Raw genomic sequence first — 25,502 nt, 5'->3', positions numbered from 1 at the left:
ATGCAAAAAAGCCACCGGTTAGGGTGGCTAAGGTTATAATCGGGTTGTTTGTTCTTACTTAGCGGCTGCTTGCGCTTCCTTTACCCAACCGTCAAAAGTGGATTGGTGAGCTTTGAACCAAGCATTTGTGTGGCGCTGAATGTCTGATTGTGATGCTTCACCGTTATGCATTCTTAAATTCTGCGCATTAATATCGGCAATAGGCAGCTTCATTACTTCAAATAATTTTGCCGCAGCAGGGTTATCCGCTGCCCATTTTTTATTGGCGACAATATGCATGGTATTTGGTGGGAAACCATAGTTTTTTCCGTTAGGTAATGCTGTATCTGTTTTTTCACCATTTGGCATTGATGAGAATGGCACTTCTAACCAGACCACGTCACGACCCGGCTTGAGGACATCACTTATCCAGTAAGGCGTCCACGTATAATATAAAATAGGCTTACCTTCTTTATATCGGGTAATGGTATCCGCCATCATCGCGGCGTAGTTACCTTGGTTATGGTCGACGGTTTTTTCTAGGTCATAAGCTTTTAAATGGTTATTAATAGCAGCTTCACAGCCCCAACCTGGGTTACATCCCGTTAAATCCGCTTTACCATTACCATTTGAATCGAAGAGTTTAGCAATTTTAGGGTCTTTGAGTTGTTCAACATTGGTAATGTTGTATTTCTCAGCCGTTTTTTTGTCGATAAGGTAGCCTTGAGCCGCATTGACAACATAGTTGCCTTGACGATAGAACACATTATCACCGCCAGCGGCGTCATATTGCGCATTATGTAAAGGAACCCAGCTGGTGGCTAAGTAAGTCGCATCACCGTTCGCAATAGATGCGTAAGCCACGTTATAGTCGACCTCTTTGATAGGCTGAACATCATAGCCGAGCTCTTCAAGGGCTTTCGCCACAATCAGTGTTTGGAACGTTTCCTCACTGATCGTACTTTGTACAGGGTTAATTTTTATCCCTTTGCCCGGAAGGTCGTTCGCACTTGCTAATGGGACGGTAAATATAGCTGTTAGTGCAGATGCAAGAATGATTTTATGTTTCATTATATTGTTCCCTCTGTTTTTTCGCAGCGAGCTTGGCTTTAAAGTTAAGAGCCAAGTTAGGTGCCACGTGAATGGCACTCAGGTGAATGGAGGATATTTTGATTAATGGTTTTTTTTACAAAATGGGCGCATAACTAACCCAATAGGGCCTTTTTGATACCAACGACATGATGTTTTGCCGCGCGTATCTTGCCCCAAAGATTGGGTGAAACGGTCTAAAATGATAGCTAGAATAACAATACCGACCCCTCCGACAGACGCGAGACCCATATCAAGGCGACCAATACCCCGTAAGACCATTTGGCCTAAGCCCCCGACGGCGATCATTGATGCGATAACAACCATCGACAGCGCTAACATCAAGGTTTGGTTTACCCCGGCCATAATAGTTGGCATCGCCAATGGCAATTGCACTTTAAATAGCATTTGGCGGGGACTTGCACCGAATGATTCAGCGGCTTCAATTAAGTCAGCTGGGACTTGTTTGATCCCTAAAATGGTCAAACGAATGATTGGCGGTAGAGCAAATATTATGGTGACGACGACACCAGGCACATTACCGATACCAAATAACATAACAATCGGGACTAAATAGACGAATGCGGGTGTGGTTTGCATCGCATCAAGTAATGGGCGAATAACTTTAGCCGCTCTATCACTACGCGCTAGCCAAATACCTAGCGGTAGTCCTATCACAATACAAAATAGTAAAGACGTGAGGACCAGAGAGAGTGTCACCATGGCTTCCGACCAAGCCCCAATTGCTCCGATGGCTATCATCGAAATAAATGTGGCCACACCCATTGCACGTCCCGCTAATTGCCAAGCGAGTAACGCGAAAATGATAATGGCAACGGGGGACGGGAGTGAGGTAAGAAATTGTTCAAACCCACTCAAAATGAAATCAATAGGAGCACGTATTCCTTGGAATACAGGACGAAAGTTGAGGACAACCCAGTCAATTGCATGTGCAACCCATGAATCAAGGGGGATCAGCGTGTGCTGGAAGGGATCCATAATATTAAACTGGTCGGGTATGATGCTATCTGTTGGGGCGGCATCAAGCCAATCACTCGAACTGGTATCAGCAGGTGTTGTTGTGTCTGATGCATTGCCCCAAGGATCATCCGCAGACGTATTTGTCTCGCTAGAGCTTGTCGCTGCCCATGGATCATCAGCTGGTGTATTTTCAGTACCTTGTGTTGGTGTATCAGTGACTTCAGTATCAGCCCATGGATCTTGCTGGTTAGTTGTTGTTTCTTGATTTTGCTTACTCATTTGGTGTCTCCTTATCCAGCGCTTGTAACAGCATTCCTTTTGAAATCACGCCCAAATACCGGTTTTTTTCGTTAATAACCGGAACGGCGCAAGGGGCCTGTGCTACTGTAGAAATAACTTCATTTAAGGATGTATCACCTTGAATTGGTTCGATATCAGTTAAAATTGCGGCTTCAATACCTGCTTTTTCATGAAGCGCTTTTTCTAAGGATTCAACAGAAACCACACCGGCAAAAGTATGTCCTCGAGAAATTAAATAACCGTGATAGCGATCTTCATCGTTAAGGACTTTTAGCGCGGAGCGAGGACCAAAACCCGGTGCGATGTGCAATAGGGCATTTGGTCGTCTGCGTGCGATGTCCTTAGCACTGAAAACTTGGCTGATATCCACACCGCGGAAAAAGGTCTTAACGTAGTCATTCGCAGGGTTATTGAGTATCTCATCAGGTGTGCCGACTTGAACGACAACGCCTCCTTGCATAATGGCAATGCGGTCACCAATTCTCATGGCTTCATCAAGATCATGGGAAATAAAGACAATCGTGCGTTGTTTGTCCCCTTGCAAGGAGAGCAGTTCATCTTGCATTTCTGTACGAATTAGTGGGTCGAGGGCTGAGAATGCTTCATCCATTAACAGAATATCTGGGTCATTGGCGAGTGCTCTGGCTAACCCGATACGTTGGCGCATCCCGCCAGATAGCTCATCTGGATATGAATTTGCCCATTTTTCAAGGTTAACTTGCTCAAGCGCATTCATGGCTTTCTTATGGCGCTCTTCTTTTGGGATACCAGAAAGTTCCATGCCAAAAGCGGTGTTATCGATGACGTTCATATGTGGCATCAACGCAAAGGATTGAAACACCATACTAATTTTTGTTCGCCTAACTTCGCGCAGTGCTTTGTCAGAGATATTGGAAATATCTTCTCCGTCTATCATGACTTGCCCGCTAGTTGGTTCTATCAGGCGATTGAGGAGGCGCACCAAGGTCGATTTCCCTGAGCCAGAAAGTCCCATGACAACAAAGATTTCGCCTTCTTCAATCGTCAGATTAACATCTTGAACACCTACGGTAAGGCCTGTTTTTTCAAAGATATCATCTTTATTCATACCTGATTCTAATAGCTTAAATGCTTGATCAGGATTATCCCCAAATATTTTATATAAATTTTTAACTTGTAATTTTATTGCCATATATTATTTACCCAATTTTCAATCAACAAGGAAGATAAATTACCTATATTGAATGTGATGAATTCTATAGTGGTAGTTAACACTATGTTTCCTAACTATGCTTCCTAACTATGATTATCCTTTGAAAATTATTAGGGCAGAGATTCCTATATTTAGTTTAATGGGCTAGTTAATTATGGATTAAATTCAAATTCCTCCGTTTGAGTTATTAGTAAAATTTGCAAGCAATAAACCCTAGCATAATAAAATCAGCTGACAACCCTAGGTTAAGTATAATTAATCAAAAAATTAGAGAGGAATAATGATTTTATTAGTGTAAATAAAATCGATATCTAAGCTATATACTAATAACCTCTATAATATTCATGCTAGTGTTAACTCGCTGGTGAGATTGAATTTATTTAAAAATAATTTACTTTTAATTTATCAATGTGGGGATTACATGCTCTGTTCTATTTTTAGGTGAAACAGATGCTGGATTGATGGGTAAAAAAAAAGAAATTAACAGTAAATGTATTAATTAAATTTATCTAAAATAAAGTGAAACTTGATTGAATTGAGAAACAAGACCAGATTAACTCATTAAAAATGAATAATTGAACAGATATACATATAAAAAACGAACCTAATTGTTCGTTTATTGAGCCAAAAAATACCATGACAAATAATTTCGTTATAATTCATCATGGTATGATTTTTATTGTGAGCTGTTTTTATTGATAAACTAAATTAACGATTTAGTTAAAAGTCCCAGTCATCATCTTCGGTACTGACTGCTTTACCAATAATATAAGATGAACCTGAGCCTGAAAAGAAATCATGATTTTCATTTGCATCAGGAGATAATGCCGATAATATCGCGGCACTCACATCGGTGACAGTATCTGGAAATAAGGCTTCATAACCTAAGTTCATTAATGCTTTATTTGCATTGTAATGAAGGAACTTTTTGACATCTTCTGACCAACCAACTGTGTCATAAAGTTCTTGGGTATATTTCACTTCATTTTCATATAAATCGAATAATAATGAAAATGTGAAATCCTTAATTTCTTTTTGAGCATTTTCATCGTATTGTGTTAATGATTTTTGGAATTTATAACCAATATAATAGCCATGTATAGCTTCATCACGAATAATTAAACGTATAAGATCGGCGGTATTAGTTAGCTTCCCTCTACTTGACCAATACATTGGTAAATAGAAACCTGAATAAAATAGAAATGATTCTAAAAAGACGCTAGCGACCTTTTTCTTTAAAGGGTGTGAATCACAATAGTAAGATAGGATGATCTTCGCTTTATTTTGTAATGCAATGTTTTCTTCACTCCAGCGGTATGCATCATCGACATCAGTCGTAGAGCAAAGTGTTGAAAATATTGAGCTATAAGAGCGTGCATGTACGGCTTCCATAAAGCTAATATTTGATAAAACCGCTTCTTCATGAGGTGTTTGAGCATCTGGCATTAAACAAGGCGCACCAACCGTATTTTGAATGGTATCTAGTAGCGTGAGGCCGGTAAATACGCGTATCGTTAGCTGTTTTTCTGCAGCAGTTAGGGTATTCCAAGACTGAATATCATTAGATAATGGCACTTTTTCTGGAAGCCAAAAGTTACTGGTTAATCGGTTCCATACTTCTAAGTCTTTATCATCCTGAATGCGGTTCCAGTTAATGGCTTTTACTGGTGTGTTAGATGTGCTGGTGGTCATAAATATTTTCCTATTACAAAGTGCAAGATACGCAGCCTTCGACCTCTGTTCCTTCGAGGGCAGTTTGGCGTAATCGGATGTAATACAATGTCTTGATTCCTTTTCGCCAGGCATATATTTGCGCTCGGTTAATATCTCGTGTGGTGGCATCATCTTTAAAAAAGAGAGTCAAAGATAAACCTTGGTCAACGTGCTGAGTTGCCATGGCATAAGTATCAATAATTTTTTCAGGACCGATTTGGTAAGCATCTTGGTAATATTCTAAGTTTTCATTCGTCATAAAAGGAGCTGGATAGTAAACACGGCCAATTTTACCTTCTTTACGAATTTCAATTCGTGAAACAATGGGGTGGATGCTTGATGTTGAATTATTGATGTAAGAGATAGACCCTGTAGGCGGGATCGCTTGCAAGTTCTGGTTATAAATCCCATAGGTAATGACAGACTGCTTTAAGGCTTGCCAATCTTCACGAGTTGGAATTTCGATACCCGAACGTCGGAATAATTCCTGAACGGTTTGTGTTTTTGGTAGCCAAATATTGTTGATATATTTATCAAAATAATCACCAGAGGCATAAGTTGAATGTTCAAAACCAACAAATGCAGTTTTTCTTTCAATGGCTAATTGGTTTGACGTTTTTAATGCGTAATAGGTGACCGTATAAAAATAGATATTGGTGAAATCGAGCGCTTCTTCTGAGCCGTAATAGATATGCTCCCTTGCTAGGTAGCCATGTAAATTCATTTGCCCTAATCCAATCGCATGTGATTGCCGGTTACCTTCAGCAATGGAAGGGACAGAACGAATATCACTCATATCTGAAACCGCGCTCAGTGCTCTAACGGCAGCAGCTATTGATTGAGCGAAATTCGGTGAGTCCATCGTTTTAGCGATATTCATGGAGCCTAAATTACAGCTAATATCTTTACCAATTTGTTGATAGCTTAAATCGTCTTCATAAAGACTAGGGCGATTAACTTGCAGTATTTCTGAGCACAGATTGCTCATATTAATACGCCCTGCGATAGGATTAGCTCGGTTGGCCGTATCTTCAAATAAAATATACGGATATCCAGATTCAAACTGGATCTCAGCTAAAGTTTGGAAAAATTCCCGAGCATTAATTTTGTATTTTTTTATCGCTTTGTTATTGACCATTTCATGGTATTTGTCTGTAACACTAATCTCAGACATAGGGACACCATAGATGCGCTCAATATCATAAGGAGAGAACAAATACATGTCCTGGTTATCTTTCGCTAGTTGGAAAGTGATATCAGGGATCACGACCCCTAAAGAAAGTGTTTTAATCCGTATTTTTTCATCTGCATTTTCACGCTTAGTGTCAAGAAAACGCATAATATCAGGGTGATGAGCGTTCAAATAGGCTGCGCCAGCGCCTTGCCTAGCACCGAGTTGGTTGGCATAAGAGAATGCGTCTTCCAACATCTTCATGACAGGAACAACCCCAGAGGATTGGTTTTCAATCAATTTTATTGGGGCGCCTTGCTCCCGTAAGTTAGTCATCAGAAAGGCGACACCGCCCCCTCGTTTGGATAACTGCAAAGCTGAATTTACTGAGCGGCCAATGGATTCCATGTTGTCTTCGATTCTTAAAAGAAAACAAGAAATTAGCTCACCGCGTTGTTTTTTACCGCAGTTAAGAAAAGTGGGAGTGGCGGGTTGAAAACGCCCTGTAATGATTTCATCAACATATAATCTAGCGAGGGACTCATTCCCTTGTGCAAGTGTTAAGGCAACCATACAGACGCGATCTTCATAGCGTTCGAGATAGCGTTTGCCATCAAAAGTTTTCAGTGTATAGCTAGTGTAATATTTAAAGGCACCTAGGAATGTTTGAAAACGGAATTTGTGAGCGTATGCCTGTTTAAATAATGCTTTTATAAATTCAAAGTTATATTGTTCTAATACACTATTTTCGTAATAATTTTCTTGTACTAAAAAGTCTAATTTTTCTTTTAAATCATGGAAAAATACGGTGTTCTGGTTCACATGCTGTCGAAAATAGTGGTGAGCCGCTTCTTTGTCTTTATCAAATTGAATACGGCCTTCGTTATCATATAAATTCAACATCGCATTGAGTGCATGATAATCGACATCTGATGTATTTTGCATTTTATCCATTTGAAATAACTCTAGTTGTTTGTACGTTGCCAAAACGTTTTTAGGCCTCGTTGAACGGACTGAACATCTTTATCAGTACCAAGAAGTTCAAAACGATATAGGTAGGGGACATGGCATTTTTGCGCGATGATATTCCCAGCTATCGCATAGGCATCGCCAAAATTGGTATTACCCGCAGCAATAACACCACGGATAAGTGCGCGATTGACTTCAATATTAAGAAATTGGATCACTTCTTTTGGAACCGCACCTTTTGTTCCACCGCCACCGTAAGTCGGCAGTAGTAAAACATAAGGTTTTGTCGCAATTAGGCTACTTTCGTGATTGCCGATAGGTAACCGTGTTGCAGGGATATCTAGTTTTTCAATAAAGCGATGGCAATTTTCTGAGCGACTTGAAAAATAGATGAGTGATTCCGTTTCCATGACATCACCTAAGCGGCTAATAGACTAATCATGTCTGGCCGAAAACCCGCCCAATGTTTGTCGCCCGCAATAACGACAGGAACTTGTTGGTAGCCTAATTTTTTTACAAGTTCAAGAGCTTGGCTATCTTCAGTGAGGTCAATAATTTGGTAAGAAATCGCTTTGCGATCTAAGGCTTGATAAGTAGCATTACACTGAACGCAGTTAGGTTTACTATAAATGGTAATCTCAGTCATGTTATTTACCTTTTGAATGTTTAATAGCATTAGAAATAAGGTACGTGATACCTAAATACTATATATAGATTTTTGTTTTATCAACCACACAATATGTAGTGAATATGAAATGTTGAATGATAATTATTCTAATTGTTGGCTAGGTGGTTATTAACATTGAAAATAAAAAAATATCGTATTAGATGATTCAAAGAGACACTCTAAGAAAAAAGATCATTGCAAAGTGGAAATAATTTACTCTATAACTGTATATACAATCAGGTAATTGAGTCCTTTTGAGGAGATACTATGTACCATCAATATTTAGCAACCCCGGATAAATTTCCTAAACCGTGGATCCATATTACGGCTGATGATGACGGAGTAACTAGCCTCTATTTTGTTGATGAAAAAACAGAAAAAGAAACGAAGAATGAACATTCCAAGCTTTGCGTAAAAGAATTAAAGGAATATTTTAATCACAAAAGAACCGCGTTTACGGTTGAATTAAACCCACAAGGAACAGAATTTCAGAAAAAAGTATGGAAACACCTTTGTGGGATCCCTTATGGGGAGCGATGGAGTTATAAAGATTTGGCATTAAAGTTAGGATCCGTCAATTATTGCCGCGCAGTCGGTATGGCAAACTCACGTAATCCAATCTCATTAATTGTTCCTTGTCATCGCGTTCTTGGACACGATGGAAAACTAGTGGGATATACAGGGGGCTTAGATATTAAAGATTGGTTACTTTTGCATGAGAAGTAAAAGCTAAATAATTAGCTATAAGTAATACTATTAGTTGTAATAATTACTATTGTTAAGAATTATTGTCGAAATCAGAGCCCATTCTATCGATAAATAATATTTTTTTATCTTTTTAGTCCATTTTCGTGATCTAGGTTGTAGACAAGTAACTGAGAAATCTGATGTACTGAGCTTGATACAGATGGTGTGTCTATTTTATTTTAAAGGTAATATTTGATGTCTAAAGTTAAAGGTAACGTTAAGTGGTTCAACGAATCTAAAGGTTTTGGTTTTATCACTCCAGAAGATGGTAGCAAAGATGTATTTGTTCACTTTTCTGCGATTATGGGCGATGGTTTCAAAACCTTAGCTGAAGGCCAAAAAGTGGAATTTGAAATTACTGAAGGTGCTAAAGGCCCATCTGCTGCTAACGTTATTCCTCTGTAATTTTTATAATTAAGATTAAAACGAACAGCTGAAAACTCGCCCTAGCTATCTAGGGCGAGTTTTTTTATCTATAAAAAATAAAAAAAGGCCTGATATAAACCAGACCTTTTCATCTATAAATTAAACAGTTGAGACTATTTAACTTCTTCGCCTTTAGCTTGTAAATCGGCATGGTAAGAAGAGCGAACGAATGGGCCACAGGCTGCGTGAGTGAAGCCCATTGCCATGGCTTCATCTTTCATTTCATCAAACTCAGCAGGGCTAACATAGCGTTTGACGGGTAAGTGATGACGGCTTGGCTGCAAGTATTGGCCAAGTGTGAGCATCGTGACACCATGGCGACGTAAATCGCGCATAACTTCGATAATCTCTTCATTGGTTTCACCAAGACCGACCATTAACCCAGATTTAGTTGGGATATCGGGGTGCGCTTCTTTAAATTTTTCGAGTAATTTTAAAGACCACTCATAGTTAGCACCTGGGCGAACTTGGCGGTAAACACGTGGCACGTTTTCAAGGTTATGGTTGAACACATCTGGTGGTGTTGCGGTTAAAATCTCTAATGCGCGATCCATACGGCCGCGGAAATCAGGAACCAGTGTTTCAATTTTAATTGATGGGCTTTTTTCACGAATAGCACGAATACAATCAGCAAAATGTTGTGCTCCGCCATCACGTAGGTCATCACGGTCAACTGACGTGATGACGACATAGCGTAGCGCCATATCTTTAATAGTTTGTGCTAATTTTTCAGGTTCGTTTGCGTCCGGTGCATTAGGTCGACCATGAGCAACATCGCAGAAAGGACAGCGGCGGGTACAAATAGCGCCCAAAATCATAAAGGTCGCAGTACCGTGGTTAAAACACTCAGAAAGGTTAGGGCACGAAGCCTCTTCACATACAGAGTGTAAGCCATTTTTACGCATGGCGGCTTTAATGCCTTGAATACGAGTGGAGTCAGCAGGAAGCCTAATTTTCATCCAGTCAGGTTTACGTAGAATTTCTTCTCGTTCAGTCACAACGTTTTTGACAGGGATCAGCGCCATTTTGTCGGCGTCACGATATTTAATTCCGCGTTCTATCTGAATTGGTTTACTCATAATATGACGGTTCCAGTTATCTTTTATGCTGATGGATAAGTGATAATTCTAAATAAAACTAAATGGAGGCTGTTATCCATTCATTAAAATATTTTTTAAAATTGTTAAAAATTATAGCATTATTATTGAGCGATATGAAATCCCAGTGTGTCACAGAATTGGCGAATTAGCACAGGCTGAACATCAGAAACTGACACTTTGGGAGCAAGGTCACTCACTTGGGTCATTTTTAATTCGCTGTAACCACAAGGGTTAATGCGGTTAAAGGGTTCAAGATCCATATCAATATTTAATGCGAGACCATGAAAAGAACAGCCTTGCCGTATGCGTAATCCGAGGGAGCAAATTTTATCGCCATTAACATAGACACCAGGAGCATCAGGGCGAGGATACGCTGCAATATTAAAATGGGCAAGGGTATTAACGACGGTATTTTCTAGTGCGCTGACGAGTTCTCTGACACCAATTTTATTACGTTTTAAGTCGAGCATCACGTACATCACTTGCTGCCCAGGGCCATGGTAGGTGACTTGGCCACCTCTATCACTTTGAACGACAGGAATATCACCAGGGGCAAGAACGTGTTCTGCTTTTCCGGCTTGGCCTTGGGTAAATACGCGAGGATGTTCAACCAGCCATATTTCATCACACGTATTTTGGGTACGCTCTTCAGTGAATTGATGCATCGCATCAGAAACAGTTTGATAAGGAGCAAGGCCGAGTTGGCGTATGGTTATACATCTATCTGACAAAATTTAGGTGTCCACGTTGTCTTTATCGTTGCGGGCAGTATAACGCCTATGTTTGCCATACTTCAAGCTAACATCGTATCTGGTACTTGCATAAAATGTGATTCAAATTGGAATCAAATGTTATTTAGGTGTAAATGTAATCCACGCTAAAGTAGAGGAACAAAACGAAAAAGGCCGAATAGCAACAGACTATTCGGCCTTTGATGTGGGTCTTTAATACAGTTTTGATTAAAGCACTACTTTCACTAACTCTAATGCACCTAACTCAGTATACAAGGTTTCAACTTGTTCAATATGAGTTGCATTAATAGTAATAGAAACTGAGTGATAATTGCCTTTGCTACTTGGTTTTACGTCTGGGCTATAGTCACCTGGCGCATGGCGCTGTACCACTTCAATCACTTGATCAACCAGTTCAGGCTGTGCCAAGCCCATTACTTTGTAGGTTAATGGACATGGGAACTCAAGCAGTTCACCTAATTTCGTTTTCATGGGCACTCCTAATTTTTAAATTGGGCTGCTGGCTGAAAAAGATTGGCTGGTATTAAACCAGCCAATGAGAAGTATTCATCCAACAAACATTTCGATACTTATCTATTTCAATACTTATCTATTTCAATGCTTACTATATGGGGACGACTTGTTTTAGTTTCAAGTCTTAACCAAACCAGCGATGAAAGAGTAATTTGATGTAGTCAATTAACCGGCTGAAGAAACCACCTTCTTCAACATCTTTTAACACCGCTAGAGGGTGTTGTTCGATGATTTTGCCATCAAGCTGAAAACTAATTGTCCCGACTTGTTGGCCTTTGGTTAACGGGGCTTCGAGCTCAGTGGTTGATAACTCATAGCTCGCTTTTAAATCTTTTAAGCGACCACGTGGGATTGTGAGGTACAAATCTTCTGTGACACCTAATTTTACTTCATTTTCATCACCAAACCAGACTGGCACACTGGCAAAGTCAACATTGGCTTGTAATGGCTTAACGGTTTCATAAAAGCGGAAGCCATAAGTGAGTAATTTTTTGCTCTCTGCATCACGGCCTTTGCTGCTTTTACCGCCCATAACAACCGAGATCAGGCGCATGTCGCCTTCGGTTGCTGATGCGACAAGGTTGTAGCCCGCGGCATTAGTATGGCCTGTTTTGATACCGTCAACCGCAAGGCTTTTATCCCACAATAGGCCATTACGGTTTGTTTGGCGGATATTGTTAAAGGTAAATTCTTTTTCTTTATAGATAGCGTATTCTTCAGGGACATCACGCACTAGCGCTTGGCCAATAAGGGCCATATCACGGGCTGAGCTGTACTGACCATCCGCATCTAAACCATGAACGGTTTCAAAATGTGTGTTTTTTAGCCCTAATTTGTTCACGTAGCCATTCATTAATTGAACAAAGTTGGTTTGGTCACCTGCGATATAGTCGGCCATTGCAACACAAGCATCGTTACCTGATTGCAAATTAATACCCCGAGTTAACTGGGATACGCTAACGCGATCGCCAGGTTTTAAGAACATCAATGATGAGCCTTTAAATATTGGATTACCCGTCGCCCATGCATCATTTCCGACCGTGACAATATCATTTTCACCAATTTTACCTGACTTAATTGCTTGGCCAATAACATAGCTGGTCATCATTTTGGTCAAACTCGCAGGGTCGCGGCGCTGGTCAGCATTACTTTCAGCAAGAACTTTGCCTGAATTATAATCAATTAATATATAAGCTTCTGCATCAATCGCGGGTGCAGCAGGAATTGATGTATTCGGGAAGGTTTCATTAGCATTTGCAATATTAGCAGTCATAAGAAGGAGTGCGGAACCCAGCACTGTATGACGCACGATGCGTGATGGAGCGACATTATTCATGGTTTTACCATTACATCCGAAATTCGGTTAACACAAGGAGGCGCAGTTTAGCAAAAGAAAGGGGGAAGAAAAAAGTGACTTTTGCGCTGTACCAATGATTTTTTTGTCAGTTCAATATTGCCTGAATTTAGGTTGCTCCAAATAGACGTGAGCAACCTAAGTTGGCATCGCTTTATGGCGCAACGACCATTGACGATTGATTTTTTTCAGACTGTAAACGGCCTTGAACCTCAACAGCTTGCTGTCTTGTACTAAATGGCCCTAACTGTACTCGGTAAATACCATTGTAGGGTTGTAGGCGCCCAGGGACATTAAACTGCGTTTTCAATTCATTCAGCATGTTTTGAGCATTGGTTTGGCTACTAATTGCACCAGCTTGAACGAGAAAACCGCGTTCTGGCACCGATTCTTCAGCTGTAGTTGCTGCTGGTGGCGGTGTTGGTGTTTGCAGGTTCATATCTGGCATAGTAGGCTGCATCGGTTCTTTTGGCTGCTGAACGGGCAATGTATTTTCTGGCGTAGGCAAGTTCTCCATTACAGGGGTACCCATTGGGCCTGAACCTAATTGTGGGCGTCCCGGTAATGCATAACTTTGTTTCACAAAATTAGAACCCACGGTCCCTGTTCCTGACAAGCTACCATCTTGAGCAACTTGAATGGCATCAATTTTAATTTTTGTTGTAGGCATTAAATTCAGGCGGTCAGCGGTTGCTCTTGATACCGCAATACTTTTGCCCGGGACATAAGGCCCACGGTCATTAACACGGACGACCATCATGCGGCCATTCATCATGTTAGTGATACGAACATAACTTGGAATTGGCAAAGTAGGGTGAGCGGCAGTTAATTCCACTGGGTTAATACGTTCACCAATCGCTGTCATATTGCCTGCAGACTCCGCACCATAAATGGATGCATAGCCTACTTGGCTAAATTGTGATGGGTCACGTACGATTTGGTATTGTTGGCCATTACGTGAGTAATCATTATTTGCAGTTGGATGATACGGCTCATAATGAGGCTCTGCACCTAATACATCTTGAGTGGGTACATTGGCTGGCACTTGGGCAGGTTGTTTAACTTCATCTGTCACACAGCCACTGAGTAGCGCGGCTGTGACGCCAAGCATTATCCATTGTAAACGCATACTAAGCCTCATTTTATAAACTTTTAGAAAGGAATTTTCGGTGTGTATGTATCGACATGATAATACCGAATCCAGCCATTAAAACAATCAAAGCGGAGCCCCCGTAGCTCACTAAAGGGAGAGGGACACCAACGACAGGTAATATACCACTGACCATACCGATGTTCACAAATACATAGACAAAAAGGATTAAGATCAAACCACCAACCATAACCCGACCAAATGTATTTTGTGCGCTAGCAGCAATATAAAGCCCGCGAATAATCAATAAAAGGTATAAGCCAAGTAAAATAAGCACCCCGACTAAGCCAAGTTCCTCTGCTAACACGGCAAAAATAAAGTCGGTATGTCTTTCTGGCAAAAACTCAAGCTGTGATTGTGTGCCATGTAGCCAACCTTTCCCCATTAACCCACCAGAACCAATCGCAATTTTTGATTGGATAATATGGTAACCAGCCCCTAATGGGTCTGTTTCTGGGTCTAATAACATCATAACGCGGGCTCTTTGGTAGCCATGCATTAAAAAGAACCACAGCAATGGAATAAAGGCTGCGAGAGCAATGGCTGCGACAGCAATGAGCCGCCAGCTCATCCCGGCAAGGAACAAAACAAACAAGCCGGAAGCGGCAACTAAAATTGAGGTACCAAGGTCTGGCTGCGCTGCCACTAATAATGTCGGTACAAAAATCAATACGAGCGCGATTAAAGTGTTTTTGAATGAAGGAGGGCACAGGTCTCTATTCATGAAACGAGCGACCATTAAAGGAACGGCAATTTTTGCAATTTCAGAAGGCTGAAACCGAATGAAACCCAAGTCTAACCAGCGCTGAGCCCCTTTACTTATTTGCCCAAACACATCAACAAAAACCAGTAAGATAACGCAAAAAATAAACAGGTGAGGAGCCCAGTTTTCATACATTCTAGGGGGGATCTGCGCCATCACTATCATGACAACGAAACCTGACGCAATCTGCCCCAATTTGCGTTCCATCATTTCAGGATCTTGGCCGCTAGCGCTCCACATTATAAATGCGCTGTATGCAAGCAACGCGATGATAATCAGTAGCATAGGCACATCTATATGCAGACGCATGGATAACGAATTTTTTTTCTTATCGTCTGTCATATTCTTTATAGCCCATTGTTATTCGTTGGATTGTGCATCAGCGATCTTCTCCTGCATTGGTTGCTGACACCGCGACTTCGGTACGGTTATCACCAAGAAGAACGTGGTCAAATATTTGCCGCACAATGTCACCGACTGCAGGGCCCACGCCCCCATTTTCTAAAATAATCGCAACAGCGATAGTGGGTTTATCATACGGAGCGTAAGCAATCATCAATTTATGGTCGCGTAAGTGTTCAGCGAGTTTACTGGCATTATAGGTTTCATAACTGAAGACTTGCGCGGTACCCGACTTGGCAGCCGCTTTATATGGTGTACCAATGAAACTGCGGCGCCCTGTACCATTTGGTGCGTTGGCAACACCGTACATTCCATGCTTAGCGAGCTCCCAAAAACCTGAATTCACATCGCCAATTTGTTTGGTCTCTTTGTCTTCATAAGGCACCATGGCATTACCCAATTTTGTACCGTAGAGCAAATGAGGTGTTTTAACTTGGCCATCATTAATTAGTGTCATCAATGCTTTTGACATTTGAATTGGCGTTGCGGTCCAATAGCCTTGTCCAATACCAACAGGAATGGTATCACCTTGATACCAAGGTTTTTTATAGCGTTTTTGTTTCCATTCACGGGTCGGCATGATCCCTGAGCGTTCTTCAGCAAGGTCAATACCCGTATAATCGCCAAAGCCAAACCGGCTCATCCACTCAGAAATACGGTCAATCCCCATGTCATAGGCGACTTGATAGAAGAAGGTATCAGCTGACTCAATAATAGATTTTGATACGTTGAGTTTGCCATGTCCCCAGCGCTTCCAGTCACGATAACGTTTTTCTGAACCGGGTAATTGCCACCAACCAGGGTCAAAAATGGTGGTATTGGGGGTGATCACTTTTTCACTTAACGCAGCGACAGAAATAAACGGTTTTACTGTCGATGCAGGGGGATATAGCCCTTGAGTTGTTCGGTTAATCAATGGCCTGTCAGGGTTATTTAATAGTGCTTGATAATCTTTATTGGAGATACCGTTAACAAACAAGTTAGAGTCATAACTTGGATTCGATACCAGAGCCAAAATTTCCCCATTACGCGGATCAGTGACGACGACGGCTGCACGGCTAGTGGTTAACAGCTTTTCGATATAAATTTGCAATTCGAGGTCAATGGTGAGGTAGATATCTCGACCCGCTTGCGGTGGTTGCTCATGAAGCTGGCGAATAACGCGACCACGACTATTCACTTCAACTTCTTCATAGCCTGTTTTACCGTGTAAAATGTCTTCATAATAGCGTTCAATACCTAATTTCCCGATATCATGACTAGCGGCATAGTTGGGTAATAAGCCTTCTTTATCAAGACGTTCGACATCTTTGTCATTGATTTTCGCCACATAGCCAATCACATGGGTTAATGCAGAGCCGTATGGGTAAGAGCGTCGTTGATAGCTTTTGACTTCTAAACCGGAAAAACGGTATTGATTAACGGCAAAACGAGCGACTTGGACTTCATTGAGCTGCGTTTTTAGTGCAATTGAGGTAAAGCGGCGTGAACGTTTACGCTCTTTTTCAAAATTAGCGATGTCTTCGTCAGTTAAATCGACCACATTGCGAAGGTTATCTAAGGTTTCTTGTAGGTTGCTGACTTTTTCAGGCACGATTTCTAACTGATAAAACGTGCTATTAAGTGCGAGTTGAGTTCCTCGGCGGTCATAAATAATCCCACGGCTTGGTGCAATAGGCACTAATTTGATTCTGTTATCATTTGACCGCGTTTGGTAATCTTCATGACGAACAATTTGCAAGTGATACAAATTCGTCACAAGAATAGACGTTAAAATGACAATCACACCGAAGGCAATGAGCGCTCGGCGGATAAACAAAACTGACTCAGCGGTATGGTCGCGAAAAGGGGTGCGTTGTGTTTTCATCCCATTGCCATTTTGAACATATTTAAACCTGACTATTCCCTGTGGTAAGGGTGATTAGTCGTAATACTCCATGCGCGATACAGACTTTCGGCAACAAGGACACGAACCAGTGGATGGGGGAGCGTAAGTGGTGAAAGTGACCAGCTTTGCTCTGCCGCTGCTTTACACGCAGGCGCAAGGCCTTCGGGGCCACCGATTAATAAACTGACATTACGGCCATCTTGTTTCCATTTATCGAGTTGTACGGCAAGTTTCGGGGTGTCCCAACGATCACCTGGAATATCCAAAGTGACGATGCGATTTCCTTTACCTACAGCTGCGAGCATTAATTCGCCTTCTTTTTCTAGAATGCGTTTTATATCTGCATTTTTCCCACGTTTTCCGGCTGGAATTTCCGTTAATTCAAAGGGCATATCTTTAGGAAAACGGTGGAGGTAATCCATAAAGCCGGTCTGGACCCAGTCCGGCATTTTTGTTCCAACGGCGATGAGCTGTAATTTCAAACTCAGCTCCAGAGCTTTTCTAATTCATACATACGACGACTTTCATCTTGCATAATATGAACAATGGCATCGCCAAGGTCGACGACAATCCAATCAGAAATACCTTGCCCTTCAACACCTAATGGCATTAAACCATTTTTGCGGCAAGCGTCGATTAACCTGTCAGCAACAGACATCAAATGGCGGCTTGATGTCCCTGTACAGATGATCATCTGATCGGTAATACTTGATTTCCCTTGAACATCGATAGTAATGATATCTTCTGCTTTAGCATCATCAAGCTGATCGATAATAAATTGTTGGAGTTCAGTTCCTTGCAAAAGGTTCACCTTTTATTCAAATAAACAGAATATCACGTTAAACACTGTTTGTAGTTTGTAGATAAAATAATCGCTGATAATGAATCAAACACATTAACAGCCTTGCTATTTTACCCTAGATTTTAAGAAAAATCGGCTAAATTCTTTTTTATTCATTGTGGAGTGAAATTTATAGGGATATCCGTACATTTGAGCAAGAAGTTTGTGCTAACTTTACAAAATAACGCTAAAAACTGTTCCCCTGATAAATATTTTAGGATGAGATACGTATTGTGCAAATAATTAAACCAAAAGTTTTTATATTTGAAGGGATTAATCACCTGCCTGCTAATATTCATCAGCAAGTGAGTTCTATGATTGAATTTGTAACGAATTTCTCCCATGAGGACATGCAAGACAAGGTTAATGGTATTATCAGCTCTAAACAGCAATTCTCTGAATTACAGGGACTATTCCCTGCGAGCATTCCGATATTAACAGATGACAAGCTACAAAATGTCGTGTTCTGGGACTGCTTTTTGACGAAATTGTATACGATACAACGATTAAATGACTTACATCACGCGTTAACACATCACAATATTATTCAATTTCATAGCTGCCATAAATATCTCATTATGGCATATTCTCCAGTTGGCTATCAGTATACTGGGCGTTTAGTGGCGAGTATTAAAAGCAGCACCGATCTTGAGTGTTTTTTTAATCAATATAAATCCTGTTTAATGGAAATATTGGCAACGGTGCCTGCAAGAAACATTGAAGTTAATGCGCTGAGTCATATGCAAGGCTATTTTAAACACAAAGCTACGAAGGATGAGAAAAAACGCTTATTGTGGCTGATTAATGACTATTTAGCGGGGAATTTACCGTTAAACCGGCCATTAGCGATGATGCGACAGTTGCTTGTTCAATACCCAGACAACTATTTAATAGAGCAAGTTATTTTTGAACCATACCCTAATTGTAATTCAATAAGAGAGATCCCTTATTGCTGGTAAAGGTGTTGTTGATGAATATATTGCAGAACCGCATCTGGAATTAAATCCTGACACGAGTCACCGGAGCTTAATTTTTCGCGGATTTCGGTTGCAGAGATATTTACCAGTGGGGTATCCCCAATAAAAATATACCCATTCGCTACTTGGTTTAAGGCAATAGGGTCTGTTGTTTGATGTTCTAACAGCCAATTTTGCATTTTAGGGTCGGTAAACTGTGTGGCATACCCCGGTCGGGAACAAACCAATAAATGGCAGTTATCAAGTATGTGCTCCCAGCCGTGCCATTTATTAATCGACAATAAGGAATCTTGACCAATAATAAACGCCAGGGGTTTTTCTGGCCCAATTTCTTGGCGTAATTCAACCAGTGTTTCTATCGTGTAAGAAGGGCTATTTTTTTCTAGTTCACGCGTATCGATAGCAAATAAAGGTGCATTTTGAATCGCGAGTTTCACCATTTCTAAACGTTGTGATGGAGTCGCTTCTGGCTGTGGGCGATGGGGGGGAACGTGGTTAGGTAACAAGATAACTTTTTCGAGACCAACTTGTTGGGCAAGGGCTTGCACCGGACGTAAATGACCAAAGTGAATGGGGTCGAACGTCCCACCGAATAATGCTAGCAAGTTATGTTGTTTTGAAAAGGAATTACTCATGAATAAAATTCTCTGCAAATGCTTTACCACATAATAGCATAGACAGTGACTGCAGGTCAGGCCATGGAGAATGGCTAAAATCTTGTTTAATATTGATTTCTGCTTGCGTTAATAACATTAATGCAGATTGTAATTGATGCAATGTTAAACGTTGTAAAGCTTCCGTGAGCACACCTCGGCGGTTTTGCCACACTTTGTGTTGATCAAATAATGTCTTTAATGGGGTTGTTGCAGATTGGCGTTTCAATGTAATAAGCAACATGAGATCACGTTGGATTGAACGCAATAAAATAACAGGCTCGACATCTTCTTGTTGCAGTTGCTCTAAAATATGCCATGAACGGCGGGACTTACCAGCCAATAGGGCATCAACCCAATGGTAGGGGGTAAAATGCGCAGAATCATTAACGGCACTTTCGACCCGAGGGTAGGTGAGTTTACCATCTGGATAAAGAAGAGACAGCCGCTCAAGTGCTTGTGCCAAACCAAGTAAATTCCCTTCATAGCAGTAACAAAGTAGCTGGTTAGCTTCGGTTTCTAACGAAAGCCGCATACTGTAGGCGCGTTTAGAAACCCATTGTGGTAACCGCTGATATTCAGGAGTTAGGCAGCTGATATAAATAGCATCTTGGCTAATTGCTTTAAACCAAGCACTGTTTTCTTGTGCTTTAGTGAGCTTATGACCGCGTAACACAAGAAGGAGATCTGAATGCAGTAGTTGTGCCAGTTGGTTCAGCTTTTCAGCCATGGCAGCGTTAGGGCCATTTTCGGGCAATAACAGAGTCAGAGTTTGACGGCTTGCAAATAGACTGAGAGCTTGGCAGAGGCTAAAAATCTCATCCCAATCGGTATTTTGCTCAAGAGAAAACGAAAAATGCTCTTCAAAGCCTTGCTCTTGTGCGGCTTTTCGGATGGCATCTTGGCTTTCTTGAAGAAGAAGGGGCTCATTGCCCCAAATTAAATAGCGGCCTCTTAGAGACTCTTGTAACGAAGAGGCCAGCTGTTCAGGGTAAATACGCGTCATTATGGTTGAGTATTCGTATCAGCCGCTTGGTTTTTTGCTTTTTCAAGCTCTGCTGAATGAACAAGCAATAATTTACGCACGATATTACGTGCAGCTTGTTCTTGCATTTCTTGTCTAACAATTTCTTTCTCTGCATCTTTTGCAAGTGCTTCTAAAGGGTTGTCGAAGAAAGTGCGTTCAACACGGCTTTGTAATGGATATATTGCACCATCAGGCATTAAAACCTGCGCATTCATCACCAGTGTTAATTGTTTCTCTGCGGCTTTACCATCTTGATAAACGGATACAGTTTCTGTGTTTTCAGTCGAACCAATGACTTTCAAAATAGGAATGTTCGGACTTCCAGTTTCGAGAACCTTCACGTTACTGAGCCGTAGTTGCTCCCTGAGCGCTCTTGTGAGGTAGCCATATGGGTCACTTGAACTTAGCTGCAAAGTTCTCAGTTCCTCAGGAATTTGAGTTGTTCCTTGAAGACGAAAACCGCAACCTGCGGTGACTAGCACCGCCAGGCTCAAAAATAAAGTTATCAGATAACGCACCTGGCCTCCTTATCAGCCAACAACCTAATATTAACCTACAACAAGGTTTAGCAATTTGCCTGGGACATAGATTACTTTGCGGATGCTAACACCTTCAAGGTATTTCGCTACGCTTGGCTCATTTTTTGCCATGTCTAGGACAAACTCTTGGGTTGCATCAGCCGGAACGGTGATACGGCCACGCACCTTACCATTAACTTGAACGACAACCAGTTTGGTATCGTCAATCATGGCTTTTTCATCAGCAACAGGCCACTGTGCAAAGTCGATGTCCGTTTGGTGACCGAGTGCTTTCCACATCTCAAAGCAAGCGTGTGGAATGATTGGTGATAACATCAGCGTGATAGCCTCGAGAGACTCCTGGACTAATGCACGGTCTTGCTCAGTTTCTTGTGGTGCACGAACTAATTTGTTTAAGAATTCCATGACGGCTGCAATCGCGGTATTAAATGCATAACGACGACTGAAATCATCAGAGACTTTAGCAATTGTTTTGTGCAGATCACGACGTAAGTCTTTCTGTTCTGGTGTCAGTGCGCTGATATCTAAAGGCGAAGTGGCGCCTTTTTGAGAATGTTCATGCACTAAACGCCAAACACGACGAACGAAGCGGTTAGCGCCTTCAACGCTAGACTCTTGCCACTCAAGGGTTAACTCAGGTGGAGCCGCAAACATCATAAACAGACGAACAGTATCGGCACCGTATTTTTCGACCATCAATTGTGGATCAATACCGTTGTTTTTCGACTTAGACATTTTGCTCATACCGGTATACACCAGTTCATGGCCTTCACTGTCTACGGCTTTAGTAATACGGTTTTTGTCGTCACGTTCAACAATGGCATCTGCTGGGGATACCCAAACACGTTGGCCATCGCTGCCGGTGTAATAGAATGCATCAGCAAGCACCATGCCTTGGCACAGTAGACGTTTTGCTGGTTCATCAGAGTTAACTAACCCTGCATCACGCATCAACTTATGGAAGAAGCGGAAATACATTAAGTGCATGATGGCGTGTTCGATACCACCAATATATTGGTCAACCGGTAACCAGTAGTTTGCTGCCTCTGGGTTTAACATGCCTTCGTCATATTGTGGGCAGGTATAACGTGCATAGTACCAAGAAGATTCCATAAAGGTATCGAAGGTATCCGTTTCACGTAACGCAGGTTGACCATTAATGGTCATTTTTGCCCACTCAGGATCAGCTTTAATTGGGCTAGTAATGCCGTTCATCACGACATCTTCCGGCAGAATGACAGGTAATTGGTCTTCAGGAACAGGCACGACAGTACCATCTTCCAATGTTGCCATTGGGATTGGTGCGCCCCAGTAACGTTGACGTGAAACGCCCCAGTCACGTAAGCGGTAGTTTACTTTGCGTTGGCCTGCGCCCAGAGAAACGAGTTTATCTGAAATCGCATTAAAACCAGCTTGGTGGTCTAATCCATTGAACTCACCTGAGTTAATCAGGGAATTCTTCTCAGTCATCGCTTCTTGGGATAAATCAGGCTCATTGCCATCAGCATCAGCAATAACTGCCTTGATGGGTAAGTTATATTTGTGAGCGAATTCCCAGTCACGTTGGTCATGGGCAGGAACGGCCATAACCGCACCAGTACCGTATTCCATTAAGACAAAGTTAGCGACCCAAATTGGCAGCTTTTCTTGGGTTAATGGATGAATAACAAATAAGCCGGTAGCCATACCTTTTTTATCCATGGTTGCCATATCTGCTTCTGCAGTTTTGGTGTTACGGCACTCATCAATAAATTGGGCTAATTCTGGGTTATTTGTCGCAGCTTCTTTCGCCAGAGGGTGTCCTGCTGCAACAGCCACATAAGTTGCCCCCATAAAAGTATCAGGGCGAGTGGTATAAACTGTTAAGGTTTCATCACGGTCTGCAACATTGAATGTGATCTCAGTTCCTTCGGAACGGCCGATCCAGTTGCGCTGCATGGTTTTGACTTGCTCTGGCCAGTCATCTAATTTGTCGAGGTCGTTGAGCAGTTCTTCCGCGTAGTCGGTAATTTTAATAAACCATTGTGGGATTTCTTTGCGCTCAACAGGGGTGTCACAACGCCAGCAGCAGCCATCAACCACTTGTTCATTCGCCAAAACGGTTAAATCATGTGGGCACCAGTTTACCGCAGAGGTTTTTTTGTACACTAAACCTTTTTCATACAATTTAGTGAAGAACCATTGTTCCCAACGGTAATATTCAGGAGTACAAGTGGTGACTTCACGATCCCAATCATAACCGAAACCGAGCATTTTCAACTGGTTTTTCATGTAGTCGATATTGGCGTAAGTCCATGGCGCAGGAGCCGTATTATTTTTAACTGCAGCACCTTCAGCAGGCAGACCAAACGCATCCCAACCAATTGGTTGGAGAACGTTTTTCCCCAACAAACGTTGGTAACGAGAGATAACGTCACCCATGGTGTAGTTACGTACGTGGCCCATGTGTAGTCGACCAGAAGGGTAAGGTAGCATGGACAGGCAGTAGTATTTTTCTTTGCTGTTGTCTTCAGTCACTTTGAAAGTTGCTTTTTCATCCCAGTGACGCTGTACTTTAGGCTCTATATCTTCTGGACGATATTGTTCTTGCATGGCACCGATAATCCTATGGTGAATAAATGCTACATCTGTAGCGTGAATGTCTTTCTTAAATTGAGATCCGCATAGCATAGCGGATCTACACCGAAAACAACAATAGTTGATTAGCTGAACCTACGGGGGAAGCTGGATATTGCTTTTCGGGGAACGGATCAGGATATTTTACGCTGATAACCAAACAACTTAACTAAAAAACCAGTGAAATGGTAGTGGTTTGTTGAACTATTTCGGATCTGGGGCGTTGTTGTTGATTTATTTGTTAATAATATAGTGATAAGAGGAGGGAGCTAATAAGCTCCCTCTCTAATATTAATGAAGAATTTTTGCGAGGAAATCTTTTGCACGATCAGATTGTGGGTTAGCAAAAAAGTCTTCTTTTTTACTGTCTTCAACAATCTTCCCTTCATCCATAAAAATCACGCGATTAGCCACTTTTTTGGCGAAGCCCATTTCATGGGTAACCACCATCATGGTCATACCTTCATTAGCTAATTCAACCATAACATCAAGAACTTCGTTGATCATTTCTGGGTCTAGCGCTGAAGTAGGTTCATCAAATAGCATTGCTATTGGGTCCATACACAGTGCTCGAGCGATAGCGACACGTTGTTGTTGTCCGCCTGAAAGCTGAGCTGGAAATTTATTGGCATGGCTGGATAAACCTACGCGCTCCAATAATTTCAAACCTTTTGCTTCCGCTTCTTTTTTATCGCGGTTTAATACCTTAACTTGCGCTAATGTCAGATTTTCAATGATTGATAAATGAGGAAATAGCTCGAAGTGCTGGAACACCATTCCTACTTTAGAGCGTAATTTGGCAAGGTCAGTTTTTTTGTTATTTACTTGAATATCATTCACAAAAATCTCACCCTGCTGAATAGGTTCTAAACCATTCACTGTTTTTATTAATGTGGATTTACCAGAACCAGATGGCCCGCACACAACCACAACCTCACCTTTTTTAACTTCAGTTGTGCAGTCTGTAAGCACCTGAAATTGGCCATACCATTTGGATACATTTTTCAGGGTTATCATGAAACAGTCCTTTTCTTAAGATAATTCACTAACATAGAAGCGCCAAAACTAACAATAAAGTACACCAGACCCGCAAACAGTACCATCTCTACTTGTGTCCCATCACGCTCACCTATATTGGTGGCGGTACGGAAAAAGTCTGTCAAACTGAGCACATACACGAGGGATGAGTCCTGAAACAGTACAATCCCTTGAGTTAACAACAACGGCACCATGGCTTTGAAGGCTTGCGGTAATACGACGAGCCGCATGGTTTGCATATTTGTCATTCCCAATGCTAACGCAGCAGAGGCTTGCCCTCGAGAAATACTTTGAATACCAGCACGAATGATTTCAGAGTAATAGGCCGCTTCAAAAAGAGAGAAGGCTATCATTGCCGAAATTAAACGAATATCATTTTTTGGTGATAAGCCTAGAACATTTTGTAATAAGCTAGGCACAATTAAGTAGAACCACAGCAAAACCATGACTAGTGGAATGGAGCGAAATGTATTCACATACAAGGCAGCAAACCAGCTAATGGGTTTGAATGTGGATAACCGCATCACAGCAAGGACAGTACCCCACAAAATCCCCACCACTATCGCGGTCAGTGTAATTTTCGCGGTGACAATAAAGCCATCGATTAAGAAGGGCATACTCGGAGCAATTGAGCTCCAATCAAATTCATACATCA

General features: G+C 41.5%; 25 protein-coding genes. 3 read left to right on the top strand and 22 right to left on the bottom strand.

From position 1 onward, the window contains the following. Positions 1 to 54 precede the first annotated feature (54 nt). The 7 genes from proX to nrdH form a co-directional block, all read right to left on the bottom strand. Positions 55 to 1,050: a glycine betaine/L-proline ABC transporter substrate-binding protein ProX gene (gene proX, locus PSF67_RS16830; protein ID WP_272677284.1), complete on the bottom strand. Its 996-nt coding sequence runs from the start codon at positions 1,048 to 1,050 to the stop codon at positions 55 to 57. Between the two features lie 102 nt (positions 1,051 to 1,152). Further along, the gene (gene proW / locus PSF67_RS16825) at positions 1,153 to 2,328 is read right to left on the bottom strand and encodes a glycine betaine/L-proline ABC transporter permease ProW (protein WP_195698318.1); all 1,176 of its coding nucleotides are present in this window, start codon (positions 2,326 to 2,328) and stop codon (positions 1,153 to 1,155) included. Further along, positions 2,321 to 3,520, bottom strand: coding sequence for a glycine betaine/L-proline ABC transporter ATP-binding protein ProV (gene proV / locus PSF67_RS16820; RefSeq protein WP_004257111.1), 1,200 nt, complete (start codon positions 3,518 to 3,520; stop codon positions 2,321 to 2,323). The genes proW and proV overlap by 8 nt, the downstream gene beginning before the upstream one ends. Positions 3,521 to 4,261: 741 nt before the next feature. Continuing rightward, on the bottom strand, positions 4,262 to 5,233 hold the full coding sequence (gene nrdF / locus PSF67_RS16815) for a class 1b ribonucleoside-diphosphate reductase subunit beta (protein ID WP_272677283.1): 972 nt from the start codon (positions 5,231 to 5,233) through the stop codon (positions 4,262 to 4,264). 13 nt (positions 5,234 to 5,246) lie between these two features. Next, positions 5,247 to 7,379: a class 1b ribonucleoside-diphosphate reductase subunit alpha gene (nrdE, locus tag PSF67_RS16810; RefSeq protein WP_272677282.1), complete on the bottom strand. Its 2,133-nt coding sequence runs from the start codon at positions 7,377 to 7,379 to the stop codon at positions 5,247 to 5,249. A gap of 11 nt (positions 7,380 to 7,390) precedes the next feature. Further along, positions 7,391 to 7,804 carry a class Ib ribonucleoside-diphosphate reductase assembly flavoprotein NrdI gene (nrdI, locus tag PSF67_RS16805; protein ID WP_210844624.1) on the bottom strand — a complete coding sequence of 138 codons (414 nt, stop codon included), beginning with the start codon at positions 7,802 to 7,804 and terminating at the stop codon, positions 7,391 to 7,393. 8 nt (positions 7,805 to 7,812) lie between these two features. Further along, positions 7,813 to 8,040, bottom strand: a complete 228-nt coding sequence (nrdH, locus tag PSF67_RS16800; protein ID WP_102138287.1) for a glutaredoxin-like protein NrdH — start codon at positions 8,038 to 8,040, stop codon at positions 7,813 to 7,815. 288 nt (positions 8,041 to 8,328) lie between these two features. Between nrdH and PSF67_RS16795 the strand changes: the two genes are divergently transcribed. Further along, complete coding sequence (locus PSF67_RS16795) at positions 8,329 to 8,787, top strand: methylated-DNA--[protein]-cysteine S-methyltransferase (protein WP_102138288.1); 459 nt, start codon at positions 8,329 to 8,331, stop codon at positions 8,785 to 8,787. Positions 8,788 to 9,003: 216 nt separating this feature from the next. Beyond that, positions 9,004 to 9,213, top strand: coding sequence for a transcription antiterminator/RNA stability regulator CspE (gene cspE, locus PSF67_RS16790; protein ID WP_004257099.1), 210 nt, complete (start codon positions 9,004 to 9,006; stop codon positions 9,211 to 9,213). Positions 9,214 to 9,347: 134 nt separating this feature from the next. Here cspE and lipA read toward each other — a convergent pair whose 3' ends face one another. The 9 genes from lipA to rsfS form a co-directional block, all read right to left on the bottom strand. Continuing rightward, positions 9,348 to 10,313 (bottom strand): lipoyl synthase, encoded by a 966-nt coding sequence (gene lipA, locus PSF67_RS16785; RefSeq protein WP_102138289.1) that lies wholly within the window; start codon positions 10,311 to 10,313, stop codon positions 9,348 to 9,350. Between the two features lie 122 nt (positions 10,314 to 10,435). Then, entirely contained in the window at positions 10,436 to 11,050 is a 615-nt protein-coding gene (lipB, locus tag PSF67_RS16780) for a lipoyl(octanoyl) transferase LipB (RefSeq protein ID WP_375373116.1), read from the bottom strand. A 243-nt stretch (positions 11,051 to 11,293) separates the two neighbouring features. Further along, entirely contained in the window at positions 11,294 to 11,557 is a 264-nt protein-coding gene (gene ybeD / locus PSF67_RS16775; protein ID WP_004257083.1) for a DUF493 family protein YbeD, read from the bottom strand. Positions 11,558 to 11,723: 166 nt separating this feature from the next. Continuing rightward, the gene (gene dacA, locus PSF67_RS16770) at positions 11,724 to 12,935 is read right to left on the bottom strand and encodes a D-alanyl-D-alanine carboxypeptidase DacA (protein ID WP_102138291.1); all 1,212 of its coding nucleotides are present in this window, start codon (positions 12,933 to 12,935) and stop codon (positions 11,724 to 11,726) included. Between the two features lie 172 nt (positions 12,936 to 13,107). Continuing rightward, positions 13,108 to 14,082, bottom strand: a complete 975-nt coding sequence (gene rlpA, locus PSF67_RS16765) for an endolytic peptidoglycan transglycosylase RlpA (RefSeq protein WP_102138292.1) — start codon at positions 14,080 to 14,082, stop codon at positions 13,108 to 13,110. 13 nt (positions 14,083 to 14,095) lie between these two features. Further along, positions 14,096 to 15,208, bottom strand: a complete 1,113-nt coding sequence (mrdB, locus tag PSF67_RS16760) for a peptidoglycan glycosyltransferase MrdB (RefSeq protein WP_102138293.1) — start codon at positions 15,206 to 15,208, stop codon at positions 14,096 to 14,098. Between the two features lie 37 nt (positions 15,209 to 15,245). Next, the gene (gene mrdA, locus PSF67_RS16755; RefSeq protein ID WP_102138294.1) at positions 15,246 to 17,135 is read right to left on the bottom strand and encodes a peptidoglycan DD-transpeptidase MrdA; all 1,890 of its coding nucleotides are present in this window, start codon (positions 17,133 to 17,135) and stop codon (positions 15,246 to 15,248) included. 32 nt (positions 17,136 to 17,167) lie between these two features. Beyond that, on the bottom strand, positions 17,168 to 17,638 hold the full coding sequence (rlmH, locus tag PSF67_RS16750; RefSeq protein ID WP_004908925.1) for a 23S rRNA (pseudouridine(1915)-N(3))-methyltransferase RlmH: 471 nt from the start codon (positions 17,636 to 17,638) through the stop codon (positions 17,168 to 17,170). A 2-nt stretch (positions 17,639 to 17,640) separates the two neighbouring features. Beyond that, the gene (rsfS, locus tag PSF67_RS16745) at positions 17,641 to 17,967 is read right to left on the bottom strand and encodes a ribosome silencing factor (RefSeq protein WP_080750930.1); all 327 of its coding nucleotides are present in this window, start codon (positions 17,965 to 17,967) and stop codon (positions 17,641 to 17,643) included. A 344-nt stretch (positions 17,968 to 18,311) separates the two neighbouring features. On the opposite strand from rsfS, the gene PSF67_RS16740 reads away from it, so the two are divergent. Next, positions 18,312 to 18,956, top strand: a complete 645-nt coding sequence (locus PSF67_RS16740; protein ID WP_242685802.1) for a YbgA family protein — start codon at positions 18,312 to 18,314, stop codon at positions 18,954 to 18,956. Here the strand turns inward: PSF67_RS16740 and nadD are convergent. The 6 genes from nadD to gltK all read right to left on the bottom strand — a co-directional run bounded on the left by nadD (position 18,944) and on the right by gltK (position 25,500). Then, on the bottom strand, positions 18,944 to 19,609 hold the full coding sequence (gene nadD, locus PSF67_RS16735; protein ID WP_272677279.1) for a nicotinate-nucleotide adenylyltransferase: 666 nt from the start codon (positions 19,607 to 19,609) through the stop codon (positions 18,944 to 18,946). The two genes, PSF67_RS16740 and nadD, sit on opposite strands and share 13 nt — an antisense overlap. Continuing rightward, a complete protein-coding gene (holA, locus tag PSF67_RS16730) occupies positions 19,602 to 20,633 on the bottom strand; it encodes a DNA polymerase III subunit delta (protein WP_102138297.1) in 1,032 nt (343 codons plus the stop codon). Before holA ends, nadD begins: the two co-directional genes overlap by 8 nt. Continuing rightward, complete coding sequence (gene lptE / locus PSF67_RS16725) at positions 20,633 to 21,172, bottom strand: LPS assembly lipoprotein LptE (RefSeq protein ID WP_102138298.1); 540 nt, start codon at positions 21,170 to 21,172, stop codon at positions 20,633 to 20,635. Before lptE ends, holA begins: the two co-directional genes overlap by 1 nt. A gap of 30 nt (positions 21,173 to 21,202) precedes the next feature. Continuing rightward, positions 21,203 to 23,785, bottom strand: a complete 2,583-nt coding sequence (gene leuS, locus PSF67_RS16720) for a leucine--tRNA ligase (RefSeq protein WP_102138299.1) — start codon at positions 23,783 to 23,785, stop codon at positions 21,203 to 21,205. Between the two features lie 315 nt (positions 23,786 to 24,100). Further along, positions 24,101 to 24,826, bottom strand: coding sequence for an amino acid ABC transporter ATP-binding protein (locus PSF67_RS16715; RefSeq protein ID WP_004257041.1), 726 nt, complete (start codon positions 24,824 to 24,826; stop codon positions 24,101 to 24,103). After that, on the bottom strand, positions 24,823 to 25,500 hold the full coding sequence (gene gltK / locus PSF67_RS16710; RefSeq protein WP_036958176.1) for a glutamate/aspartate ABC transporter permease GltK: 678 nt from the start codon (positions 25,498 to 25,500) through the stop codon (positions 24,823 to 24,825). The genes PSF67_RS16715 and gltK overlap by 4 nt, the downstream gene beginning before the upstream one ends. Positions 25,501 to 25,502: the final 2 nt, after the last annotated feature.

This window comes from Providencia sp. PROV076 (assembly GCF_028483405.1).
Classification (GTDB): Bacteria; Pseudomonadota; Gammaproteobacteria; order Enterobacterales; family Enterobacteriaceae; genus Providencia; species Providencia huaxiensis.
The sequence above is the reverse complement of the archived record's forward strand: the minus strand, read 5'-3'. Positions and strand labels throughout refer to the sequence as shown.